Source organism: Kribbella sp. NBC_00709 (genome assembly GCF_036226565.1).
Classification (GTDB): Bacteria; Actinomycetota; Actinomycetes; order Propionibacteriales; family Kribbellaceae; genus Kribbella.
In genome coordinates this window covers 5,964,435-5,986,469 of record NZ_CP108996.1, presented here as the reverse complement: position 1 = coordinate 5,986,469, position 22,035 = coordinate 5,964,435, and the positions used below count along the sequence as shown (strand labels likewise).

The window sequence follows — 22,035 nt, the reverse complement described above, 5'->3', positions numbered from 1 at the left end:
GCATGCTCGACAGTTGATCTGTTCAGACATGCGCCGTGGGGAGGCTGGGAGCCCTTAGGGTGCGACCAGGACGGATTACAGGGGAACAGCTGACATGACGGATCTGATGCCGCCAGTGCACCGACGCGTGCACCAACCGGCGGCCGAGACGTGGCCGACGCTGGCGCGGCCACGCTCGAATCCGGTCCGCAGGTACGGCGCGGCCACCGCGATCAAGCTGATCGCCAAGGACCTGCCGGCCACGATCCACCTCGACAGCAACCGCTCGTACGGGCTGGGTTCGACATCGGGCGGGCCGGCGATGCGGGTGCACCGGACGTCGGCGTTCCTGGACCGGCTCGGGCACGACGCGGGATCCGGGTTCGGCGAGGCGTACCTGGCCGGCGACTGGGACCCGGAGCCGGGCACCGACCTGGCCGACCTGCTGGTTCCGTTCGCGGAGCGGTTCAACAACGACGAGACCCGGCATCTGCTGCCGAAGTGGGCGCAGTCGCTGCGCTGGCTGGTCACCCGCTCGCAGCCGGGCGACCAGGAGAACGACCGGGCCGGCGCCCGCGAGAACATCAGCCGGCACTACGACCTGAGCAACGCGATGTTCGCCGAGTTCCTCGATCCGACGCTGACCTATTCGGCGGCGTACTTCGGCTCGGCCGATCCGACGGCAGACCTGGCGACCGCGTCGTACGACGAACTGTCCCAGGCCCAGCTGCGCAAGCTCGACTCGATCCTCGATGCGGCCGGGGTCCAGTCCGGATCGCGGGTGCTCGACATCGGGTGCGGCTGGGCGAGTCTCGCGATCCGCGCCGCGCAGCGTGGCGCCTGGGTGACGGCGATCACCATCGCCTCGCAGCAGGCTCTGCTGGCTCAGCGCAGGATCGCGGATGCGGGCGTCGGCGACCGGGTGCAGGTCGCGCTGAGGGACTACCGGGACCAGATCGGCGAGTTCGACGCCGTGCTGAGCGTGGAGATGATCGAGGCAGTCGGCGAGAAGTACTGGCCGGTGTACTTCGAGGCGATCGAGCGACGGCTCGCACCGGGCGGCGTCGGCGTCGTCCAGGCGATCGTGATGCCGCACGAGCGGATGCTGGCGACCCGGAACACGTTCACCTGGGTGCAGAAGTACATCTTCCCCGGCGGCCTGATCCCGTCGATCAAGGTGATCGAGGACGTCACCGCACAGCACACCGGCCTGCGCGCCGACGTCGTGCGGCACCTCGGCGCGGACTACGCGCGCACGCTGCGGGTCTGGCGGAACCGTTTCATCGAGCGCTGGCCGGCGATCGCCGCGCTCGGCTTCGACGACACGTTCGGGCGGATGTGGGAGTTCTACCTGGCGTACTCCGAGGCGGGCTTCCGCACCGGCTACCTGGACGACGTACAGCTGCGGCTCACGCGCCGGTGATCTAACGCCGTACGACGATCGTCTTGGCGGCGAGGTCGTGGAGCCCGCGGTGGTCACGGTCGAAGATCACGGCCGGGATCAGCAGGCAGATCAGGAACGACCTGATCAGTCCCCCGAGCAGTCCGACCTGCGGAACGTCCTTGTTCTTCAGGTTGAGCAGGCGCAGCGCGCAGATCCGGTGACCGATGGTGCCGCCGGCCAGTCCGGTCAGGACCGCGGTCACCACGAAGAAGATCGCCAGATGCGAGGTGTTGTAGTCGTTGCCGCCCGCCCACATCGGCTTGCCGACCACGACCGACGCGATCAGGCCGGCGATCAGCCAGTCGAGCAGCAGCGCGAGCAGGCGGCGGCCCCAGCCGGCCACCGACCCCGGGCCGTCCTCGGGCAGACCCAGCCGGTTGCCCGGAAAACGGAATTCTTGGGTGGGTCCTGTGCCCGGCTGCGCCGACGATGCCATGATGGCTAGCCTACGGACTGCCCCGAGCCCGCCGAAACCGGCCGGGAGATCTCAGGGCGTCACCGCCGTACACCAGTGGGTCAGCGCGGACACGCTGGGCGTAACATCCGCGAAACACCAGGGTCACGACGGAGAAACCGGCGGGCCCTACGTTCAGATGCAATCTCTGAGCCACCCTAGGAGTACGTATGTTTTCCAGCGCTGAGGAGCTGCTCGCCTACGTCAAGGACGAGGGCATCGAGATCATCGATGTCCGGTTCTCCGACCTGCCGGGCATCATGCAGCACTTCACCGTCCCGGTGTCGTCGTTCGGGCCCGAGGTCTTCGAAGAGGGCCTGATGTTCGACGGTTCGTCGGTACGCGGGTTCCAGCAGATCCACGAATCGGACATGAAGCTGCTGCCCGACCCGACCACGGCCTTCCTCGACACGTTCCGCGGGACGAAGACGCTGGCCATCAACTTCTTCGTGCACGACCCGCTCACCGGCGAGGCGTACTCGCGCGACCCGCGCAACATCGCCCGCAAGGCGCAGGAGTACCTGAAGTCGACCGGCATCGCGGACACCGCGTTCTTCGCGCCCGAGGCCGAGTTCTACGTCTTCGACGACGTCCGGTTCGAGACCAAGGCCAACACCGGGTACTACGCCATCGACTCGGTCGCCGGCGCCTGGAACACCGGCCGGGTCGAGGACGGCGGCAACCGCGGCTACAAGGTCCGCTACAAGGGCGGCTACTTCCCGGTCGCGCCGACCGACCACTTCGGCGAGCTGCGGGACGACATCACGCTGGCGCTGGAGAAGGCCGGCCTGGTCGTCGAGCGCGCGCACCACGAGGTCGGCACCGCGGGTCAGGCGGAGATCAACTTCCGCTTCGACGAGCTGCTGAAGACCGCCGACAACCTGATGAAGTTCAAGTACATCGTCAAGAACACCGCCTGGGCGGCCGGCAAGACGGCGACCTTCATGCCGAAGCCGATCTTCGGCGACAACGGCTCCGGGATGCACGTCCACCAGTCGCTGTTCTCCAACGGTGACGCCCTGTTCTACGACGAGTCCGGGTACGGCGGCCTGTCGGACATCGCCCGCTGGTACATCGGCGGCCTGCTCAAGCACGCCCCGTCGCTGCTGGCCTTCACCAACCCGACGGTGAACTCCTACCACCGCCTGGTGCCGGGCTTCGAGGCGCCGGTCAACCTGGTCTACTCGCAGCGCAACCGCTCGGCCTGCATCCGGATCCCGATCACCGGGTCGAACCCGAAGGCGAAGCGGATCGAGTTCCGCTGCCCCGACCCGTCGGCGAACCCGTACCTGGCCTTCTCGGCGCAGCTGCTGGCCGGCCTGGACGGCATCCGCAACAAGATCGAGCCGGCCGACCCGGTCGACAAGGACCTGTACGAGCTGCCGCCCGAGGAGCACAAGGGCATCGCCCAGGTGCCCACCTCGCTGCCGGCCGTGATCGACTCCCTCGAGGCCGACCACGCCTTCCTGCTCGAGGGCGACGTCTTCACCTCCGACCTGATCGAAACCTGGATCGACCTCAAGCGCGAGCAGGAAATCGCCCCGATCCAGCTCCGCCCCCACCCGCACGAGTTCGAGCTCTACTACGACGTCTGAGTTATCTGAGACGTAGCTGAGAGACCCCGTCCGGCCAGTCCGGACGGGGTTTTTCTCTGCCCTGGACCGGCCTCTCCGTGAGGCGCAGAATGCGCTGTGTTATCCCTCGGGGGCAGGAAAGGGGGAACACAGTGAGGCCGTCAAACATGCGCCGGTCGGCGATCCTTGGTGTCATCAGCCTGATGGGGTCGCTCGCACTGGTAGCTACGCCCGCCACCGCCGCCCCGAGCGCCGTCGCGGTGCACAACCCGTTGCTGAAGGAAGTGCTGGCGGAGGAAGAGGAACCGGACCCGGACAACCCGGCGCAGTCTGCGCTGTGCCAGTCGTACCTCGGTCATCCGAACCCGTACGGGAACCCGGCGCCGAACGTCGACCAGATCGTCGGAGACACGGTAGTCCCGGTGGGCTCCCAGGCCGGGTGCAGTGCGGCGCAGAACGAGACCACGATCGCGGTCAACCCACGGAACCCACGCAACATCGTTGCCGGCGCCAACGACTACCGGCTGTTCAACGCCCGCGAGAACCGCAACGACAGCGCCAGCTTCGCGTACACGTCGTTCGACGGCGGGCACAGCTGGAAGAACGTGGCGATCCCCGGCCTGACCGTCACCGCGGGTGGGACCGGCGCGTTCAGCTGGTTCGACGGGTCCGGTGACCCGGTCGTCGCCTTCGGGCCGGGCAACACGGTGTACTTCGCCAGCTTGGTGTTCAGCCGCTTCGCACCGCTCGGTGGGCAGGACGCGACCGGGATCGTCGTCAACGTTTCCCACGACGGCGGCCTGCACTGGGGCGGTCCGCACGTCGTCGCGATGAACGGTGTCACCGCGGACGGCACGCCCGCGGTGACCCACATCTTCAACGACAAGCCGTGGCTCGCCGCAGATCCGTCCAACGGCCGGGTTTACGTGACCTGGACCAAGTTCACCTACGACAACGACGACAACTATCTCGAGTCGCCGATCATGGAGTCGGCCAGCGTCGACTTGGGTTCGCATTTCGGGATACCGGTCCGGATCCCGCCTTCGCTGACCGGCTTCCCTGGCGGCATCACGCCGTACGACCAGGGCTCGAACCCGCAGGTCGGCAACGACGGGCAGCTGTACGTCGCCTACGAGGCGTCGGTCTGCGCGACTGCCGCGTGTGACGGCGCGGGCGATCGGGACGCCACGGTGGTGGCCACCTCGACCGACCACGGCCGGACGTTCCGGCACGCGATCGTCGACACCAACTACGACTTTCCGGACACGCTGACCGGGGAGAACTTCCGGCTGAACAGCTACCCGCAGCTGGCCTACGACCGGGTCAACGAGAAGCTGACCGTGGTCTGGTCCGACGACCGCAACGGCCTTTACGACGCGACCACCGGAGCGTCCGTCCGCACCAACGGCGACAACGTGGTGTCCGCGTCGGGCAACGGCAAGAACTGGTCCCGTCCGCTGGTGATCGGCACGCCACAGGACGAGTTCTTCAGCGCGGTCGCGGCGCGCGACGGCAAGGTCGCGATCGCATCGTACACGAGGCACTACGACCGCAACGGGATCAACCTCGACTATGCGTACTGGGCCGCCTCCGGCACCCAGTCCCTCAGCCGAGCCGCCACCCAGCGGATCACCACTGTGCCGGAGAACCCGCAGGTCCAGTTCCTCGCCGTCGAACCTGACGGCACCGAGGTCCAGGGCGTGTTCATCGGCGACTACTCAGCGGTGGCCATCGGCAACGACCTCCGCATCCACCCGTGCTGGACCGACTTCCGCGGCCGGCCCGGCGTGAACACCCCGAACCAGGACGCCTACACCCAGAGCATCCAGCTCAAACGCTGACGACGGCGTCGAGCTCGGCGAGGGCCGTCTCGTCGAGCTCGACGTCGGCTGTGCGGAGGTTGTCCTCGAGGTGGTCGATGCTGCGGGTGCCGGGGATCAGGGCCGTGTGGTTGTTGTGGGCGAGGATCCAGGCGAGGCAGATGGCGGCTGGGGTGGTGTCGAGGCGCTTGGCCAGGTCTCGTACGACGGGGTGCTCTGTCGGTGAGGGGATCTGGTCGAAGGCTGAGCCGAGGGGGAAGTACGGGATCCAGGCGATGTCGTTCGTCGCGCAGAGCCGCAGCTGTTCTTCGGCGGAGCGGTTGATCAGGCTGTAGGCGTTCTGGACGCAGACGATGCCGGCCGGGAGGGCCTGCTGCAGCTGGGCGGTGCTGATGTTGCTGAGGCCGATGGCGCCGATCAGGCCTTCGTTGCGTAGGGCAATCAGTTCGGCGAGCTGGTCGTCGATCGGGACGAGCTGGTCGCCTTCGGCGATCAGGCCGGGTCCCTGGTCCGCGCGGCGCAGGTTGACGACCGGGAGCTGATCCAGGCCGAGAGAGGTCAGGTCGAGGTGGACCTGAGCCCGGAGGTCCTCGGGCCGTTGGGCCAGCGCCAGGGGTACCGGTGCGTCCACCCGGCGGGCGCCGACCTTGCTGACGATGACGAGATCGTCGGCGTACGGGTGCAGGGCGGCGCGGATGTGTTGGTTGACGGTGGTGTGGCCGTAGAACGAGGCGGTGTCGAGGTGGTTGACGCCGAGCTCGACCGCGCGCCGCAGTACGGCGGTGGCCGCAGCGGTGTCCACGTGTTCGAGCTGCATCGCGCCGTACCCGATCCGGGCGATCTCGTACGGTCCGAGCTTGATGGTGCCGCCGGGGCGTTGGGAGGTCATCAGCGAGGTCCCTGAGGTAGAGTGATAACTGGAGGTTTCTCCACTTACGATCGACGATAACACTAATTGGAGGTTTCTCCACTTATGCGGGCGGATGCGACGCGCAAGCGGGAGCAGGTCGTGGCCGCGGCCGGCGACGAGCTGACCGATCTCGCGCTGGCCGCGCGCGACGGCTCCGAGGTGCGCCTGTCCCTGGACCGGGTCGCGGCACGGGCCGAGGTCGGTATCGCCACGCTCTACCGCCACTTCCCCACCCGGGAGGCGCTACTCGAGGCGGTGTACCGGCAGGAGCTGGCGCGGTTGTGCGACGCCGCTCCGGAGATGGCCGCCGCCGGACCGGCCGACGAGCGCCTGCTCGCGTGGATGCACCGCTACCTCGACTTCATCGACTCCAAGCGCGCGATGGGGATGTCTCTGCGCGCCATGGTCGCCTCGGGTGCGATCACGCAGTCGGACACCCGAGCTCGGCTCACCACGGCGATCGCCTACTTCCTCGACGCCGGGGTGGCCGCGGGCGTCTTCCGGTCCGATGTACGGCCGGATGATGTGGTCGCGGCCATGGCCGGTGCGGTGATCGCCGCGGAGCCGGAGCAGCAGCGGGAGCAGACCGAGCGTCTGCTCGTGCTCCTCGTGAAGGGGCTCCGTTAGAGCTAGGCGAAGCTCTGGGTGCCGATCACTCCGAGGAGGTCGAGCTTCTCGCGGGCGTCGGTGCCTTCGAAGGGCAGGAAGGCTCGCACCCTCAGGTCGGCGGCCGGGGTCAGGAGGGTTTCGCAGGTCAGGTCGAGCGCCCCGACCTCGCGATTCAGGAAGCGTTTGCGCGGCAGGCGGCGTACGGCGACCTCGTGCAGCTCCCACAACGCCCGGAACTCCGCGCTGCGGGCGGTGAGATCGTCGACCAGCTCGGTGATGTCGGGGTCGCCCATCCGGCGGGAGTACGTCGCGCGCAGGTCCGCGACGTGGGAGGCCGAGTGCACGTCCCAGTCCTCCTCGGGGAAGATCTGCCGGATCGCCGGCTCGGTGAACCAGAGCCAGGTAAGGTTCCGGGCGCGGCCCGCGGCTCCGAGCGGGCCGATGACGACGTCGGCCAACGCGTTCTGCCACAGAACCTCGTCGAGGTCCGTGCAGATCACCACCGGAATGTCGGTGAGGCGGCTGACCAGCGCGAGCAGTCCGGGCGGGATGTGGCGGCCGGCCCGGCGCAGCGGCGGGTTGAGGCCGGCCAGGTGGTACAGGTGGTCGCGTTCGTCCAGGTCGCAGCGCAGGGCGCGGGCCAGGCCGGCGACGATCGGCTCGGACGGGTTCGCGCCACGGGACTGCTCGAGCCGCGAGTAGTAGTCCGTGGACATGCCGGCCAATTGGGCGACCTCCTCGCGGCGCAGTCCCGGCGTACGGCGGCGCGCGCCGTCGGGGAGTCCGACATCGGCCGGGCGCAGTACCTCCCGGCGCCGGCGGAGGAAGTCGGCCAGGCCGTCACGATCGATCACACGTTCCATCATCCGCGACGAACCAAGGCCTATCCAGGGACAACCTGTCCGTGGATGAAGTGGGCCTTCTCCCGGCCCGGCCCGGCGGCGAGGCTGGAGGCAATCCCAAGGAGGAACAACGATGCACTACCGCACGCTCGGCCGGACCGGTATCAAGGTCAGCCCGTACGCCCTCGGCGCGATGATGTTCGGTGCCGTCGGCAACAACGACCGCGACGAGTCGCTCCGGATGATCGACAAGGCGCTGGACGCCGGGATCAACTTCGTCGACACCGCCGACTTCTACTCGCACGGCGAGTCCGAGGAGATCGTCGGCGCGGCGCTCAAGGGCCGCCGCGAGCACATCGTCCTCGCCACCAAGTCGCACCTGCCGATGGGCGACGACCCGAACCAGCGCGGCAACTCCCGGCGCTGGATCGTCACCGCGGTCGAGAACTCGCTGCGCCGGCTGCAGACCGACTACATCGACGTCTTCCAGATGCACCGGCCCGATCCGGACACCGACATCGAGGAGACGCTGTCGGCGTTGACGGACCTGATCCGCAGCGGGAAGGTTCGGGCGGTCGGCTCGTCGACCACGCCGGCGAGCGAGATCGTCGAAGCGCAGTGGGTGGCCGAACGGCGCGGCTTCGAACGGTTCCGGACCGAGCAGCCGCCGTACTCGATCCTGAACCGCGGGATCGAGCGCGAGGTGCTGCCGGTGGTCCAGAAGTACGGTCTCGGCGCGCTGGTCTGGAGCCCGCTCGCGCAGGGTCAGCTGACCGGCCGGGCGGCGTCCGACCTCCGGCGTACGGCGATCTTCAAGCACATGACCGACGCACGCCGGCTCGAGGCCGTGGACCAGCTGATCCCGGTCGCCGACGCGGCCGGGCTCAAGCTGACCCACCTGGCTATGGCCTTCGCCATCGCCCACCCGGCCGTCACGTCGGCGATCATCGGTCCGCGCACCATGGCGCACCTGGACGACGCGCTGGCCGGGATGGACGTCGTACTCGACGACGCCATCCTCGACCAGATCGACAAGATCGTCCCGCCGGGCACCGACGTCGGCCGGCTCGACATGGACTACGACACCCCAGCAGTCCTCGACCCGTCGTTGCGCCGCCGGGCGATCGCCGACCGCGCCGCGGCTTAGTTGTACGTCGCGGTCACGTGGTAGACGCGGCCGCCCCAGCCGTCGTCGGGGAACGAGTCCGACACCCGCACGTACCCGGCCTTGTCGGCGCCGAGGTACGGCGAGAGGTCGAACGTGCGGGCGGCCTTGTTCTCGCCGTCGTGGTACGGGTTGGTCTCGGTGGCGACCGTGGTCCAGGTCTGGCCGTCACCGCTGACCTGTACGACGAACTCGTTGTCGATCGTCAACGTCGCGGCCGCCGTCGTGGTGTCGGCCGGGAACGGGAAGCGGTAGACGAAGTACGAGTGCCCGTCGGCGAAGCGGTTCTGTACGCCGTTGCTCTGCGAACCGTCCGCGTCGTACAGCCACGGCGTCTCGGCCGCCGTACCGGTGTCGAAGTCGGCGGTGTGCGCGATGAGGATGTCCGACCGCGTACCGAACGACAGCGGTCCGGACGTCGCGGTCGCGGTCACCGAGTGGAGACCGTCCGCCGTGCCGGCCGGGATCGTGACGTCGAGCTGCACCGACGAATGCACAGGTACGGCGTTGCCGTGTGGGCGGAGCGTGATGGTCGTCCGCGCCGGGGTCACGGTCCAGCCGGAGGGGGCGGTCGGGCGCACCACCACTTGGAGCGGCGCCGCTCCGGTCGCCTCGACGTTGACCTGCACCTTCACATGCGTCGCGTTACCGGTTGCGGGCATCACGACGGGCAAGGCCGGATCAGTTGTCGCCGACAACGATCGCGTCGGCGGCACCGTGGGTACGGCGGCGATCAGGGCACTCAGGGCGCTGGCCTGAGTACGCCAGTCGAAGACGTTCGGCTCGGCCCCGGACCATCGCTCCCCCAGCCGGTCGGACGCGTCGCGGTCGTTGTCCCAGACCGTGGCGGCCTGCTGCGCGACGAAGTCGGTGTAGCGACGGTCGTGCGTGGTGTCGGCGAGGTCCATCCAGTAGCGCATGAAGATGCCCTTGAACTGCTTGCCGTTGTCGTCGCACGTGCCGCCGGGAGCATCGCAGTGCTCGGTCAGGGCGCCGTCGGTGACGAGACCGCCCGGAGCGATTGCGGCGTCCGCCAGCCGCCGGACCGTCGGGAGGATCTTGGCGTCGTGAGTGGCTCGCCACAGCTCGAGGCCCGCACCGATCGCCAGGCCCTGGTTGTAGCTCCAGACCGTGTCGCCGTTGCTCGTGCAGTCGTCCTTCAGGCCGTCGTTGACCAGGCCGGCGGAGTTGATCATGCCGCTGGCGGTGAACCAGTTCCAGCCCTCCTGCGCGCGGCCGAGCCAGCGCTTGTCGTGCGGCATCCGGTTGTGCAGCTCGGCGGTCAGGCGGATCCAGAGGCCGTTGGTGACCGCGTTCTTGTACGTGCGTTCCCCGTTCCACCAGACACCGCCGCCGCAGGAGCTCGGGTCCCAGTAGCCCTCGACGTACTCCGCGATCTTGACGGCCATGTCAAGGTACTTGCGGTTCTTCGTCAGGTCGTACGCCTGGATCCAGGTCAGACCCCACCACTCGGAGTCGTCGATGGCGCGGCTGGTGAAGTTGCCGAGCAGCGGGTCGCCGGACAGGTACCCGGCCGGGAACACGCCCTTGTCCTTCTCGAACGTGTTGTCCAGCTGCGACAGATAGCGCCGGTCGCCGGTGCGCTGCATGTAGTCGCCGATGGTCTGCAGCGCGACGGCCGAGTTCCACCAGCTGGAGGGGAACCAGGCCTTGTTCGGCTCGTACGACGTCATCAGCTTGTCGGCCGCGACCCGGGCCCGGGCGGTGGGGCCGTCAGGGCCTGGGTTCGCGTTGGCGGCGGGCGGGGATACCAGCGCGGCGGCGACCAAGGCCGCGCCGGCCAGCATCGCGCTCAGAATTCGGGCAGGACGATTCATCACATCTCCTCGGGCGGTTTGGAAACGTTTCACCGAGCTTCCGAGGATGTATCGTCGTCGCACCAGACAACGATGTCAATGGCCCAGGATCGTACCGATCTGATCGAGTTGGGCCGGGGTGAGCGGGCCGTACTGTAGAGCGCCCGCGTTCTCCTCCACCTGCGCGACCGTCTTGAAGCCGGGGATCGGGATGAACGCCTCGCTGCGCGCCCACAGCCAGGCGAGTGCACCCTGCGCGAGCGTCCGGCCGTCGGAGGTGAGTAGGTCCCGGACGGCGTCGAGACGGCGCAGCGACTCGGCCTGGTCGCCGGTGCGGAAGTTCCAGCCGTGCCGTACGTCGTCCTCGGGCAGGCTGCTGTCCTGGTCGAACTTCCCGGTCAGCAGGCCCATCCCGAGCGGACCGCGGACGATGCTCGCGAGGCCCTTCTCCTCGCACAGCGCGAGCACGTCGGCGTTCCCGCCGAACACGTTGAAATGCTGCTGGATCGCCTTGCAGTGCGGGCTTTTCGCGAACAACGCCGCCCGCTCCGGGTAGTCGGTGCTCCACCCGATCGCGCGAACCTTGCCAGCGGCAACCAGTTCTTCGAACACCGCGAGTACGTCGTCCGCCTTGGCGAGGTCGTAGCCGCCGAGGTGGAACTGGTACAGGTCGATCCGGTCCGTGCCGAGCCGCCGGAGGGATTCGTCGCAGGCCCAGCGGAGGTAGTCCGGGTCGCCGTTCTCGCCCGGCGCCTCCCGGGTCTCCTCGACGTAGGTGTAGCCGGCCTTGGACGCGATCACGATGTCGTCGCGAACGTCCCCGAGCGCGTCCGCGATCAGCTTCTCACTGTGCCCGCAGCCGTACACGTCGGCGGTGTCGAAGAACGTCACGCCCAGCTCGTACGCCCGGCGCAACGCCCGCTTCGACTCACCGTCGTCGATCACACCCCAACCGACCGGACTCCCCTGCCGGGCATGCGGTCCCCCGATCGCCCAACACCCCATGCCCAGCGCACTGACCGCCGTTCCCCCTGCACCCAACGAACGCTGCGCTGCCTGCGCCATAACACCCTCCACCGAGAACGGGAACGTTGCCAGCCACCAGATCACGCTCCCGCCCCACAGTCCAACAGGTGTTCCTACTGACCCCGACAACTCTCATCAATGAGTCAGACGTACAACGAGATCGGCACGCCGGCCGGAGCATCCCCATACGAGTTGACAACCTTGTTCAGCTCCACCTGGTAGTACAACGTCCCCAGCCCGAACACGAACATCAGCAGCAGCCCGATCCCGGCACTGCACGTCGCCGGCAGCCCGGCGGCCCGCTGGCTCTCCGCGATCCGCTTGCCGGTCCGGAAGTACGAGATCATCGGCGCGACCACGGTCCACCCCAGGAAGAGCAGCACCAGCATCGGACCGGCGACCGGAACCACACGTCGGCGGTCGAAGTGCGCGAGCTCCTTGTGGACCTTGTAGTACCAGACCAGGTGATAGATCCCGAGCGTGATCAACGGCAGCCCGAGCCAGACACCGACCGGGTGCCGCTGCTTCATCTGCAGTCCCTGCGCGACCGGCGTCCCCGCCCGGCTCGGCAGGACGATGTGCTGTCCCACGAGTACTTCCCCCCTACAGCTGGGTCACAGAGCGCGACCCTGTCGGCCGCTACATCGGCTTCTCGTCACGATGCGTTACAACGGGTGTTGATCAAACTCCACTTGTGGCCCGGACGCGGCCCTCGGTGACGGCCTTGGTGAAGGTTTGGTGGTCCTGGGTGTTCTGGGTCGCGCAGGTGGTCGCGAAGGTGGTGATGGCCTGGTCGAAGCGGTCGGACTTGCCGAGGTAAGCGGCGAGGGCGAAGCGGTCGCCGGAGCGAGCGTCTCGATGTCGGCGGACATCTTCCAGTCGCAGAGCTGCCGCACGTAGTAGTCCTGCTCGCCGTCGGCGGTGTCCGCGCGGAGCCAGCCGAGGAAGATGGGCCCGCCTGCTTGGCCTGGAGGAGCAGCGCTTCGTCGGCCACCGTCGACTCCAGCAGCATGATCCAGGCCCGGGTGCCGACGCTCCCACCCCGACGACCTTGTGCGCGACATCGGTGAGCCGGAAATGATCCAGGAGATGGCGGCGGTCCTGCTGCAGATGCCGCGATAGCCGGTCATCAAGTGCTGCAACTGGGCGAGCAGCGCCGGTCCGTCGATGTCGATCAGTTCGTCCATCGGCATCACGAGCGGCGGCTTCGAGACGATCCGTCGGCGATCGCCGACGGTGGTGGTGAGTCTGCCGATCGCCTAGATGCTGTCGCGGGTGTACGCCTTCGCGAGCTTCCCGCGCGCCGCCCGTTCGTCCGCAGTCAGTTGGTCGTCCATCCGTCCAGGGTCGCCCCCGTACCGTCATCTTGACCAGCAAGACATCCTAAGTCGACTAATCGAGTGAACTTAAACTGCTTTGCATGACTTTCCTCTGGTACATCCCGAACCAGGTCGACCCCGGTCACCGCGGCGACGACACCGTCCAGGGACACAACAGCATCGAGCGCCTGACCGAGCTGGCCAGCCTGACCGAGGACCACGGCTGGGGCGGCGCCCTGCTCGGCACCGGGTGGGGCCGGCCCGACACCTTCACGGTCGCGACCGCACTGGCTGCCCGGACGACGACCTTCCAGCCGCTGGCCGCGATCCGCCCCGGGTACTGGCACCCGGCGCACTTCGCGTCCGCGGCGAGCACGCTCGACCAACTCTCCGACGGGCGTCTGCTGATCAACATCGTCTCCGGCCAGGACAACCTGGCGGCGTACGGCGACAGCGAGGGCGATCAGCCGCAGCGCTACGCCCGTACGAAGGAGTTCCTCCAACTGGTACGGCGGTTGTGGACCGAGGAGGCCGTGACGTTCGCCGGCGAGTACTTCTCGGTCACCGGGTCGACGGTCGCGACCCGTCCCGTCGTACGGGAAGGTCGTCCGCATCCCCGGCTGTACTTCGGTGGCGCGTCGGACGCGGCGCAGCGGGTGGCTGCGACGGATGCCGACGTACAGCTGTTCTGGGGTGAGCCGCTGGACGGGATCGCGGAACGGATCTCGCACCTGCGGGACCTGGAGAAAGAGCTCGGTCGCGAACATGCGCCGCTCGAGTTCGGGTTGCGGATCACGACGCTGGTTCGGGACACGTCCGATCAGGCCTGGGCCGACGCCGAGGCCAAGGTCGCGAAGATGGCGGAGGCGCAGGGCAATCGCGATCGCCGCTGGTTCAAGGCCGTCGGTCAGCAGCGGCTGCTCGAGCTCGCCGAACGCGGCGAGGTCCTCGACGACAACCTCTACACCGCACCCGGCAAGTACGGCGGAGGCGGCGCCGGCACCACCTGGCTGGTCGGCTCGCCCGACGAGGTCGCCAAGTCGCTGCGCAAGTACCGCGACCTCGGCGTGACCCACTTCATCCTGTCCGACACGCCGTACCGCGAAGAAACCATCCGCATCGGCGACCAGCTCCTACCGCTTCTGGGCCAGTGACCTGAAAGGATGCTGCTCACCGCTTGACTGTCGCGTGCCCAGTGTGATCGGTTGATTACCGAGCGCCAGCGGTGGGTATGTGGCGCAGTGAGGCACGTGAGGAGCATCGATGGTCAATTATCTGCCCCGGTCTGCGTGGAACGCGCGACCGCCCAAGGACGGGCCGGGCAACCTGACCGTGTCCCGGGTCGAGGGCGCGGTGATCCACTGGCCGGGCACCGGGTCGACGAAAGTGATCCACACCCAGGCGGCGGTCGCGTCCGCGTTGCGCGGGTGGCAGGACTACCACATGGACAGCCGCGGCTGGTCCGACATCGCGTACCAGATCGCGGTCGACCAGTCCGGCCGGGCCTGGACGCTGCGCGGTCTGCGCACCCAGTCCGGCGCCAACGGCGACAACGACGTCAACGAGCGGTACGGCGCGATCCTGCTGGTGCTGGTCACCGGTGAGCAACCGTCCGCCGCGATGAAGGCGACCACCCGCGCGGTGATCGCCGACTTCCGCAAGCTCTACCCCCGCGGTACGGCGATCCGGCCGCACTCCGCGGTCCGCCCGGAGCCGACAGACTGCCCCGGCGACCCCGCCCGTGCCGCGATCGCCCGCGGCGAATTCACCCCTGGCCACTCGGAGGACGACGACATGACGCCTGCCCAGATGCAGGAACTGAAGAACTTCATCGAGGCCCGCTCGCAGGCCTACGCCCTCTGGGTGCACAAGCAGCTGCGCCGCGATCTCACCGCGGTGGTGAAGGCGTACGCACTCGACATCAAGAACTACGAGCGCCAGACCGACGCCGCCGACGCGGCCCGCGCGGCCGCCGCCGTCTGGGCCACCGCTCCGAAGAGTCTCCAGGTCGACGGCGACCCGGCCCAGGAGCCGGTCAGCCCCGATCCCGCCACCGATCCCGAGCCCAGTCTCCCCGACCTGGACCCGTTCCCCACGGTCGACGAGAAGACCGCGACCAACGGCGACAAGCCGGCCTAGCCACCCCACCAACCAGGCCCCACCGGCAATTGTCGGTGGGGCCTGGTTGGTTGTCGGGGTGGATATCGAACGACTGCAGGACCGGCTGGACAAGATCTCGGTCGGGTACGGCGAGCATCTGGGCTTCGACCGTGACCCCGACTGGTTCCTGCTCAAACTCCAGGAGGAGGTCGGCGAGCTGACGCAGGCCTACCTCCAGCACACCGGCCGGGCCCGGGCGAAGGGTGCGACCGCGGAGCAGATCCGCGACACGTTCCACCAGGAGTTCGCCGACGTCCTGTGCCAGTTGCTGCTGTTCGCGTATCAGCACGACGTCGACCTGCCGGCCGAGATCGAGCGCAAGTGGCTGGTCTACGAAGCCTGACGCGGAGCGCGGGCGTTCAGTACGAGGGCGACGGTCAGCCCGATCGAGACCACCGAGTCGGCCGCCAGGCTGATCCCGATCGGGGCCTGGAAGAACGTGTCCAGCGCCAGTGCCACGGCGTACCCGAGCGGCCAGATCAGGGTGCCGATCAGCTTCCAGATCGTGGTCCAGCGGTTCGACGACCAGAGCATCCCGAGGCCGATCACCCAGCCGACCACGGCCACGATCCCACTGAACGACAGCAGGTACGGCGCGACCAGCACCAACCCGACCGCGACGAAGTCCCACGGACGCAGCCGTGGCGGTACCTCGACCTGCACCAGGCCGTCGGTGGCGGCTGCGACGATCTCGCTCGGCCGCCCGAGCCGCTGCAGGACCTCGCGGATCTCGTCCTCGGACGTCGCACCGCCCGCACGCGCCTCGGCGATGTGCGCCTTCATGTCGGCGAGCAGCTCGTCGCGCCGTCCGGCCGGCAGCTCCGCGGCCTCCGTGGCCAGCTCGTTCAGGTACGCGTCGACCAGGCGATCGCTGTCCAGTTCCATGCTCATCCCCGTCTCCCACTCTGCAAGATCTTGTCGACCGAGGTACAGAACCGCCGCCAGTCCGCGGTGAACGCGGCCAGCGCCCGGCTGCCCTCGGGTGTTGAGGTGTAGTACCGCCGCGGCGGGCCTGATCCGGACTCCTGCCAGCTCGTCTCGACCAGACCTTCGCGGCGCAGTCGGGCCAGCAGTGGGTAGATCGTGCCCTCGGTCGTCACCAGTCCGTCGACCTCACCGAGCGCCTTGACCAACTCGAAACCGTAACGAGGCTCTCCCTGCAACAGCGCCAGGACGCAGAACTCCAGCGTCCCGCGGCGCAGCTGCGTGAAGACCTTCTCGGCTACCATGCGAGACAAGGTACCTGTCCACACCAAGATAAGCCAAGTCGAGGATCAGTCAGTTTTCGGCCGCACCGAGAACATCACGGCGAGCACGAACGCCGGGATGGCCACAACCCAGAGCGGGGGGAGGTTGAGCAGCACCGGCGCCAGACAGAGGATCAGCAGGTCGAACCCGCGCATCGGCTGCGAGAACAGGCCCGGCGGGATCGCGCCCATCGGCGAGGCGACCAGCGGACCGGAGTACGACGGCGGCCGCGCGGAAGCCTGGCGGACGGCGCCGGAGACCATGCCGGCGGCAACCGCGAACGTCGCCGAAAGACTGCCGATGGCCGGGAATGCGAGCCCCGCCCAGAGCACCGCGAACAGCCCAGGTACGACAGCCATGATGACCCGCAGGTCACGTAGGTCCATGCCCAGCGCCCGGGCCAGGCCGGTGGATCGGCAGGCCGTTCGTAGCCCGTCCATCAACGGGCGGACCGCGACGAAACCCGCGAACGCAGCGCCGACCGGCACGAGTACGTCGAAGCCCGCGCCGGCGATCGCATACGGTACGACGAGCAGCGCGAACCCGATCACCAACCGCCGCGGCCAGCGCAGGATCCGCAGGAACTCGCGGTGCACGAGCGCCGCGCCGCGCGATCCACGACCGCGGCGGGTATGCGCCCGTCCCTGCAACCGCCAGTGCCGCCCGGCAACCACGTCGGCGAGCATGCTGACGTCCAGACTGCTGGCCGCACCCGCGAGACCGGCCAACAGGTCCCCACCCGCGATCACGCTCGTCCGCGTGAGCTTGTCGAGCGACCGCGAGGTGACGATCACCAAGCCCACACACAGCACGACCAGGACGGCGAGGATCACCAACAGGCGCGTCTGTGCGGGCTCGATCAGCCCTGGCTCGCCGGCCTGACCGCCCGGATGCAGAGCGAGCACCACGGCCGGAATCGCCGCCGCGATCAGCAGCAGATCCGCAACCCGCAACGCCCACCGCGGCCGACGGCCGTTCTGCTGCACCCACACCGCCGCGGCCGCCGTGCAGACAAGCACCGCCGCCATCAGCGCGGCCGCCTCGAGCACCTCTGACCATCCCGACCCGAGCAACGCCCACACGACCATCGAGGCGACGAACCCGATCACCGCCACGACAACCATCACCAGCCGGTACGCCGGCCGCAGCAGCGCCGACCGGTCCACGGGAGTCGCGAGCAACCAGAACCCGGTCGCCTGGGACGCGGACACCGGCCCCACACTCAGCAGCATCCGGATGGTGGTTGCCAGCAGCAACGGTACGACGACCCACGGCATCCAGTGCGAGAGCTCACCACAGGTGAACGACGTACAGTGAGCCACGTTCGAGTTCAGGTGGCGTACGACGTTGCCGCCGGTGGCGCCGACCATGGCCAGGGTGAACAGGACCAGGTAGGCGTCCTCGAAGATCTGGCCGAACGACCGGTCCGCATGCTTCCGACGGGTCGTCCGCATCCACTGGCGCAGCGCCCGCGAGGTCGGGATCGCACCGAAGTCCGTGGCGTCGAACCGCACCGGCTCGTCTGCTGCGGTCATGGCAGCGGCGTGAGGGTCACGACCGAGTCGGCGACCGTCTCGACCAGGGCGGGGTCGTGGCTCGCGAACAGGATCGAGGTGCCGGACTTCTTCTCCTCGAGCAGCCGGTTCGACAGCCACTGCACGCCGTCGGTGTCCAGCCGCGCCTCGGGCTCGTCGAGCACCATCAGCTTGCGCGGCCGGACCAGCGCCGTCGCCAGTGCGAGGCGACGGCGCTGACCGGACGACAGCGACCCGGGCAGCTGATCGGCGGCCGGCAGCAGGCCGATGTCGTGGAGCGTCGTGTCGACGAGGTCTTCCGGTGCTGCGTTGCCGTGCGCGCGGGCGAGCAGGTCGAGATGCTCGGCCGCGGTCAGGTCCGGGAAGAAGTCCAGGTCGTCGAGCAGCGTGGCGACGTCACGGCGTACCACCTCGGCGCGCTCGTCGATCGGCACGCCGTCGAGCAGGATCTTCCCGGCCGCCGCCTCGGCCGAGCCGACGATGCACTTGAGCACGGTCGTCTTGCCGGCGCCGTTCGGGCCGACCAACGCGATCGCCTTGCCCGCGGCGAGGGTGAACGTGAGCCCCTCGATCACCGGCCGGTCGCCGTACTTGTGCTGCAGATCCGTCACCGACAGCCGCGGCGCTGCCTTCTTGCTCATGTGTGGCGGCTCACTTCTTCCGGACCAGCGTCAGCCCGTCGCCGATGCCGAGCATGATCACGTCGACGCGATCGTCCTGCGCGACGTGCGCGTTGAACTCCTTGCGGTCGGCCGGACCGTCGGCGTCGATCACCCGGCCGCCGGCCAGCGTGTTGTCGAACAGCAGCAGCCCGTTCGGCCGGATCAGCGGCAGCACCGCCTCGAAGTACCGGATGTACCAGTCCTTGTCGGCGTCGACGAAGGCCAGGTCGAACTCGCCGTCGAGCTTCGTCACCGACTCGTGCGCGTCACCGATCCGCAGGTCGATCCTGCCCGCGACGCCGGCCCGCTCCCAGTACCTGCGGCCGATCGATGTCCACTCGTCGCTCACGTCCAGGCAGATCAGCTCGCCGTCGTCCGGCAGCCCGCGCGAGATCGCCAGCGCGGAGAACCCGGTGAAGGTGCCGATCTCGACCGCCCGGCGGGCGCCGATCAGCCGGGTCAGCGTGGTCAGCAGGCCGGCCTGGTCCGCGGTGGTCAGCATCCCCGCGGGGTTGCCGAGCTTCTCGGTCTCGGCGCGCAGGTCGGTCGCGATCTCGTCCAGCGGCATGCCGTGGGCGACCATGTAGTCGTGCAGTTCCTCGGTCACCGGTACCTGATGGCCCATGAATTCCCGCCCTCCGTGTATTTGTTCGGTCGCCTGTAGTCTCTATTGGCTGTCTGCTGGCCGTACACCGACCCCACCTAGGGAGCATTACGCATGCGCATCGCCATCGCTGGTTCGATCGCGACCGACATCCTGATGACGTTCCCGGGCCGGTTCAAGGACCAGTTCCTCGAGGAGCAGATGCACAAGGTCTCCTTGTCGTTCCTGGTCGACGAGCTGGTGGTGCACCGCGGCGGCGTCGGCGCGAACATCTGCTACGGGATGGCGCAGCTCGGGTTCGGGTCGGTGCTCGTCGGTTCGGTCGGCGCCGACTTCGCCGAGTACGGCGCGGCGCTGACAGCGGCCGGCGTGGACGTCTCGCACGTCCGCGTCTGCGAGAACGTACACACCGCCCGGTTCACCTGTACGACGGACCTCGACGCGAACCAGATCGCCTCGTTCTACACCGGCGCGATGGCCGAGGCCCGCGAGCTCGACCTCGGCGCGATCCATCAGGCCACCGGCGGCGTGGACCTGGTGCTGATCGGCGCCGACGACCCGGACGCGATGATCAAGCACACCGGTCTGGCCAAGCAGCACGGCATCGCCGTCGCGGCCGACCCGTCGCAGCAGTTGGCGCGGATGGAGGGTGCGGACATCCGGACGTTGATCGACGGGGCGGCGTACCTGTTCAGCAACGAGTACGAGGCCGGGCTGCTGATCCAGAAGACGGGCTGGAGCCACGAAGAGATCCTCGACCGCGTCGGCGTCCGCATCACCACGCACGGCGGCGACGGCGTGGTGATCGAGGACACCACCGGGATCCTGGCGAAGGTCGCGGCCGTGCCCGCGCCGGGCCTGGTCGACCCGACCGGCGGCGGCGACGCGTTCCGCGCCGGGTACCTCACCGGCCGCGCCGCCGGCCTCGACCACGAAGCCGCCGCCCACCTCGGCTGCACGCTGGCCACCACGGTCCTGGAAACGGTCGGCACCCAGGAGTACACCCTCGACCACGTGGCCTTCCTGGAGCGCCTCACCAACAGCTACGGCGACGAAGCCGCCGCCACCGCCAAGCAGGCCCTAACCCAGGCGAGCTAGCGCGCCCGTCTGCGCCAGCAGCGCGAACCGGTCCGGAGAGCCCCAGTGCTCGACGATCCGGCCGTCCACGACGCGCGCCTGCTCGAACAACGCGATGTCGATCGGCGCGTTGCTCGGTGGGCCGAAGAACGCGCCGGTGGCGGTCCCGCGCGCCCGGCCGCGGGCCCAGACCAGGTCGCCGACGACGACCGAGTCCTCCAGGGTGTAGACGATGTCCGGCATCAGCTCGTGGACCTGCCGGATCGCGGCCTTCACCTGCTCGCGGGCCTGGTCACCCCTCCCGGCCAGGCCGAACTGGTGCTCGATCAGGTCCGGCGCGCACAACTCGTCGACGATCGCGTCGTTCCCGGTCGCGAACCCCTCGGACAGAATCCGCTCGAGCACCTCTCGTGGTCCTTCCATGACTCCCCCTCAACGGTATTGCACTAGCAGTGCACTCGATGCAGTGTCACTGCACTGAACACAGTGATAGTGTTCCCACATGCCTGAGGCTGTCAAGTCCTATCGCCAGGTGCAGGCGGAGGAGACGCGGATCCGGATCGCCCGCGCGGCGCGCGGGCTCTTCGCCGCGCAGGGGTACGGCGCCACGAGCATCGACGCGATCGCCAAGGAGGCCGGGGTCGCGACCCGGACCGTCTACTCGGCCTTCGGCACCAAGCGGGAGATCCTGTCGCTGATCTGCGACCAGTGGCTGAGCGAGGCCGGTGCGCTCGAGCGGGCCGACCAGGTGTTCGCGATCGAGGACCCGGTCGAGCGGCTCCAGGGCGCGGCCGGCTGGCTGACCAACCTGTACGCGGCCGGTTTCGACGTCGTGCTGATCTTCGAGGCCGCGACCGACGAAAGCCCTGAGACCAAGGCCTTGCTGCGGTCGAAGCTTGCCGGACGCAACCAAGTCATGGACGCGATGATCGCGTCGCTGGAGCCCGAGCTGCGGGTACCGCTGAAGCAGGCGCAGGCCGTGTACCGTGCGCTTGCGGCGCCTGGTGTGTATCAGGAGCTGGTGGACGAGTCGGGCTGGAGTCCGGAGGAGTTCGAGACGTTCGTCGCCGACTCACTCCACCGTCAGTTGCTCTGAGAGCGAGCCCACAGGCCGCGGACGTGGCCGATGTGGCGGCGCATCAGTTGTTCGGCGCCTTCACCGTCGCCCGACTCGATCAGGTCCAGCAGTTCGTGGTGCTCGGTGGCCGACGGGAGGAGGCGGCCGCTCTCGACCAGGGGCGTGAGGCCGAGCAGGCGGGTCTGGGAGCGCAGGTCCGACACGACGTCGACGAGCTTCTGGTTGCCGGAGTACGCGAGCAGGGTGACGTGGAAGACGCGGTCCGCCTCGATGTACGCGATCAGGTCGCCGGCTTGAGCCGCCACCACGATGTCCTCGGCCAGCCGGCGCAGCCGTGGGTGATCCGCGGCCGGAATCACCGGTACGACGTCGCGGACCGTCGGCGGCTCGATCAGCTGCCGGACCGCCGCCACGTTGTCGAGGTCCTCGTCGGAGACCTCGGTGACCCGGAAACCCTTGTTCCGCAACGAGATCACCAGGCCCTCGCGGACCAGGTCCAGCATCGCCTCGCGCACCGGCGTCGCGGAGACCCCGAACCGCGCGCCGAGGGTCGGCGCGGAGTACACCTCTCCCGGCTTCAGCTCGCCGGAGATCACCGCCGCCCGCAGTGCGTTGGCAACGCTGTCCCGCAGGTTCTCGCGCTGTGCGAGCCGCCGTACGCTCGGCATCGGCTCGGTCGAATCGGCAGTCATCGTTCACCTCCCAGGGTCGC

At 68.6% G+C, this 22,035-nt stretch carries 23 protein-coding genes and 1 pseudogene; 10 read left to right on the top strand and 14 right to left on the bottom strand.

Annotated features, from left to right (window positions below; translation table 11 throughout):
* Positions 1 to 94: 94 nt before the first annotated feature.
* Positions 95 to 1,402 (top strand): cyclopropane-fatty-acyl-phospholipid synthase family protein, encoded by a 1,308-nt coding sequence (locus tag OHA18_RS29445; RefSeq protein WP_328998570.1) that lies wholly within the window; start codon positions 95 to 97, stop codon positions 1,400 to 1,402.
* Between the two features lies 1 nt (position 1,403).
* Here OHA18_RS29445 and OHA18_RS29440 read toward each other — a convergent pair whose 3' ends face one another.
* Complete coding sequence (locus OHA18_RS29440) at positions 1,404 to 1,859, bottom strand: RDD family protein (protein WP_328998569.1); 456 nt, start codon at positions 1,857 to 1,859, stop codon at positions 1,404 to 1,406.
* Positions 1,860 to 2,047: 188 nt separating this feature from the next.
* Between OHA18_RS29440 and glnA the strand changes: the two genes are divergently transcribed.
* Both glnA and OHA18_RS29430 read left to right on the top strand, forming a co-directional pair.
* Positions 2,048 to 3,472 (top strand): type I glutamate--ammonia ligase, encoded by a 1,425-nt coding sequence (gene glnA, locus OHA18_RS29435; RefSeq protein WP_134118265.1) that lies wholly within the window; start codon positions 2,048 to 2,050, stop codon positions 3,470 to 3,472.
* 131 nt (positions 3,473 to 3,603) lie between these two features.
* The gene (locus OHA18_RS29430; protein ID WP_328998568.1) at positions 3,604 to 5,292 is read left to right on the top strand and encodes a sialidase family protein; all 1,689 of its coding nucleotides are present in this window, start codon (positions 3,604 to 3,606) and stop codon (positions 5,290 to 5,292) included.
* Here the strand turns inward: OHA18_RS29430 and OHA18_RS29425 are convergent.
* Positions 5,282 to 6,160: an aldo/keto reductase gene (locus OHA18_RS29425; protein ID WP_328998567.1), complete on the bottom strand. Its 879-nt coding sequence runs from the start codon at positions 6,158 to 6,160 to the stop codon at positions 5,282 to 5,284. The two genes, OHA18_RS29430 and OHA18_RS29425, sit on opposite strands and share 11 nt — an antisense overlap.
* A gap of 84 nt (positions 6,161 to 6,244) precedes the next feature.
* On the opposite strand from OHA18_RS29425, the gene OHA18_RS29420 reads away from it, so the two are divergent.
* The gene (locus OHA18_RS29420) at positions 6,245 to 6,808 is read left to right on the top strand and encodes a TetR/AcrR family transcriptional regulator (RefSeq protein ID WP_328998566.1); all 564 of its coding nucleotides are present in this window, start codon (positions 6,245 to 6,247) and stop codon (positions 6,806 to 6,808) included.
* A gap of 2 nt (positions 6,809 to 6,810) precedes the next feature.
* On the opposite strand, the gene OHA18_RS29415 is transcribed toward OHA18_RS29420, so the two are convergent.
* A complete protein-coding gene (locus tag OHA18_RS29415) occupies positions 6,811 to 7,653 on the bottom strand; it encodes a helix-turn-helix transcriptional regulator (RefSeq protein WP_329006171.1) in 843 nt (280 codons plus the stop codon).
* Positions 7,654 to 7,765: 112 nt separating this feature from the next.
* On the opposite strand from OHA18_RS29415, the gene OHA18_RS29410 reads away from it, so the two are divergent.
* Complete coding sequence (locus OHA18_RS29410) at positions 7,766 to 8,779, top strand: aldo/keto reductase (protein ID WP_328998565.1); 1,014 nt, start codon at positions 7,766 to 7,768, stop codon at positions 8,777 to 8,779.
* Here the strand turns inward: OHA18_RS29410 and OHA18_RS29405 are convergent.
* The 4 genes and pseudogenes from OHA18_RS29405 to OHA18_RS43420 form a co-directional block, all read right to left on the bottom strand.
* Positions 8,776 to 10,635, bottom strand: a complete 1,860-nt coding sequence (locus OHA18_RS29405) for a glycoside hydrolase family 76 protein (protein WP_328998564.1) — start codon at positions 10,633 to 10,635, stop codon at positions 8,776 to 8,778. The genes OHA18_RS29410 and OHA18_RS29405 overlap by 4 nt on opposite strands.
* Positions 10,636 to 10,710: 75 nt before the next feature.
* Positions 10,711 to 11,679 carry an aldo/keto reductase gene (locus OHA18_RS29400; protein ID WP_328998563.1) on the bottom strand — a complete coding sequence of 323 codons (969 nt, stop codon included), beginning with the start codon at positions 11,677 to 11,679 and terminating at the stop codon, positions 10,711 to 10,713.
* Between the two features lie 104 nt (positions 11,680 to 11,783).
* On the bottom strand, positions 11,784 to 12,230 hold the full coding sequence (locus OHA18_RS29395; protein WP_328998562.1) for a DUF4234 domain-containing protein: 447 nt from the start codon (positions 12,228 to 12,230) through the stop codon (positions 11,784 to 11,786).
* A 91-nt stretch (positions 12,231 to 12,321) separates the two neighbouring features.
* Positions 12,322 to 12,777: pseudogene (locus tag OHA18_RS43420) on the bottom strand (DUF2252 family protein); the annotation flags it as partial.
* 283 nt (positions 12,778 to 13,060) lie between these two features.
* Between OHA18_RS43420 and OHA18_RS29390 the strand changes: the two are divergent.
* The 3 genes from OHA18_RS29390 to OHA18_RS29380 all read left to right on the top strand — a co-directional run bounded on the left by OHA18_RS29390 (position 13,061) and on the right by OHA18_RS29380 (position 15,462).
* Positions 13,061 to 14,113, top strand: coding sequence for an LLM class flavin-dependent oxidoreductase (locus tag OHA18_RS29390; RefSeq protein WP_328998561.1), 1,053 nt, complete (start codon positions 13,061 to 13,063; stop codon positions 14,111 to 14,113).
* Positions 14,114 to 14,222: 109 nt separating this feature from the next.
* Positions 14,223 to 15,098, top strand: coding sequence for a peptidoglycan recognition protein family protein (locus OHA18_RS29385; protein ID WP_328998560.1), 876 nt, complete (start codon positions 14,223 to 14,225; stop codon positions 15,096 to 15,098).
* 58 nt (positions 15,099 to 15,156) lie between these two features.
* Complete coding sequence (locus tag OHA18_RS29380; RefSeq protein ID WP_328998559.1) at positions 15,157 to 15,462, top strand: pyrophosphatase; 306 nt, start codon at positions 15,157 to 15,159, stop codon at positions 15,460 to 15,462.
* Here OHA18_RS29380 and OHA18_RS29375 read toward each other — a convergent pair.
* Genes OHA18_RS29375 through OHA18_RS29355 form a run of 5 tightly spaced genes read right to left on the bottom strand, consistent with a single transcriptional unit; the run spans position 15,450 to position 19,189 of the window.
* Entirely contained in the window at positions 15,450 to 16,010 is a 561-nt protein-coding gene (locus OHA18_RS29375; protein WP_328998558.1) for an HAAS signaling domain-containing protein, read from the bottom strand. The two genes, OHA18_RS29380 and OHA18_RS29375, sit on opposite strands and share 13 nt — an antisense overlap.
* Positions 16,007 to 16,348, bottom strand: coding sequence for a PadR family transcriptional regulator (locus OHA18_RS29370; RefSeq protein WP_328998557.1), 342 nt, complete (start codon positions 16,346 to 16,348; stop codon positions 16,007 to 16,009). Before OHA18_RS29370 ends, OHA18_RS29375 begins: the two co-directional genes overlap by 4 nt.
* Before the next feature lie 45 nt (positions 16,349 to 16,393).
* Positions 16,394 to 17,902 carry a DUF6297 family protein gene (locus tag OHA18_RS29365; protein WP_328998556.1) on the bottom strand — a complete coding sequence of 503 codons (1,509 nt, stop codon included), beginning with the start codon at positions 17,900 to 17,902 and terminating at the stop codon, positions 16,394 to 16,396.
* Entirely contained in the window at positions 17,899 to 18,543 is a 645-nt protein-coding gene (locus OHA18_RS29360; protein ID WP_328998555.1) for an ABC transporter ATP-binding protein, read from the bottom strand. The genes OHA18_RS29365 and OHA18_RS29360 overlap by 4 nt, the downstream gene beginning before the upstream one ends.
* A gap of 10 nt (positions 18,544 to 18,553) precedes the next feature.
* Positions 18,554 to 19,189, bottom strand: a complete 636-nt coding sequence (locus tag OHA18_RS29355; RefSeq protein ID WP_328998554.1) for an O-methyltransferase — start codon at positions 19,187 to 19,189, stop codon at positions 18,554 to 18,556.
* A 93-nt stretch (positions 19,190 to 19,282) separates the two neighbouring features.
* On the opposite strand from OHA18_RS29355, the gene OHA18_RS29350 reads away from it, so the two are divergent.
* Positions 19,283 to 20,266 (top strand): carbohydrate kinase family protein, encoded by a 984-nt coding sequence (locus OHA18_RS29350; protein ID WP_328998553.1) that lies wholly within the window; start codon positions 19,283 to 19,285, stop codon positions 20,264 to 20,266.
* Here OHA18_RS29350 and OHA18_RS29345 read toward each other — a convergent pair.
* Positions 20,249 to 20,668 (bottom strand): ester cyclase, encoded by a 420-nt coding sequence (locus OHA18_RS29345; protein ID WP_328998552.1) that lies wholly within the window; start codon positions 20,666 to 20,668, stop codon positions 20,249 to 20,251. The genes OHA18_RS29350 and OHA18_RS29345 overlap by 18 nt on opposite strands.
* 79 nt (positions 20,669 to 20,747) lie before the next feature.
* Here OHA18_RS29345 and OHA18_RS29340 point away from each other — a divergent pair, with 79 nt between their 5' ends.
* Positions 20,748 to 21,341 (top strand): TetR/AcrR family transcriptional regulator, encoded by a 594-nt coding sequence (locus OHA18_RS29340; RefSeq protein WP_328998551.1) that lies wholly within the window; start codon positions 20,748 to 20,750, stop codon positions 21,339 to 21,341.
* Here the strand turns inward: OHA18_RS29340 and OHA18_RS29335 are convergent.
* Entirely contained in the window at positions 21,329 to 22,015 is a 687-nt protein-coding gene (locus OHA18_RS29335; protein ID WP_328998550.1) for a GntR family transcriptional regulator, read from the bottom strand. The two genes, OHA18_RS29340 and OHA18_RS29335, sit on opposite strands and share 13 nt — an antisense overlap.
* Positions 22,016 to 22,035 lie beyond the last annotated feature (20 nt).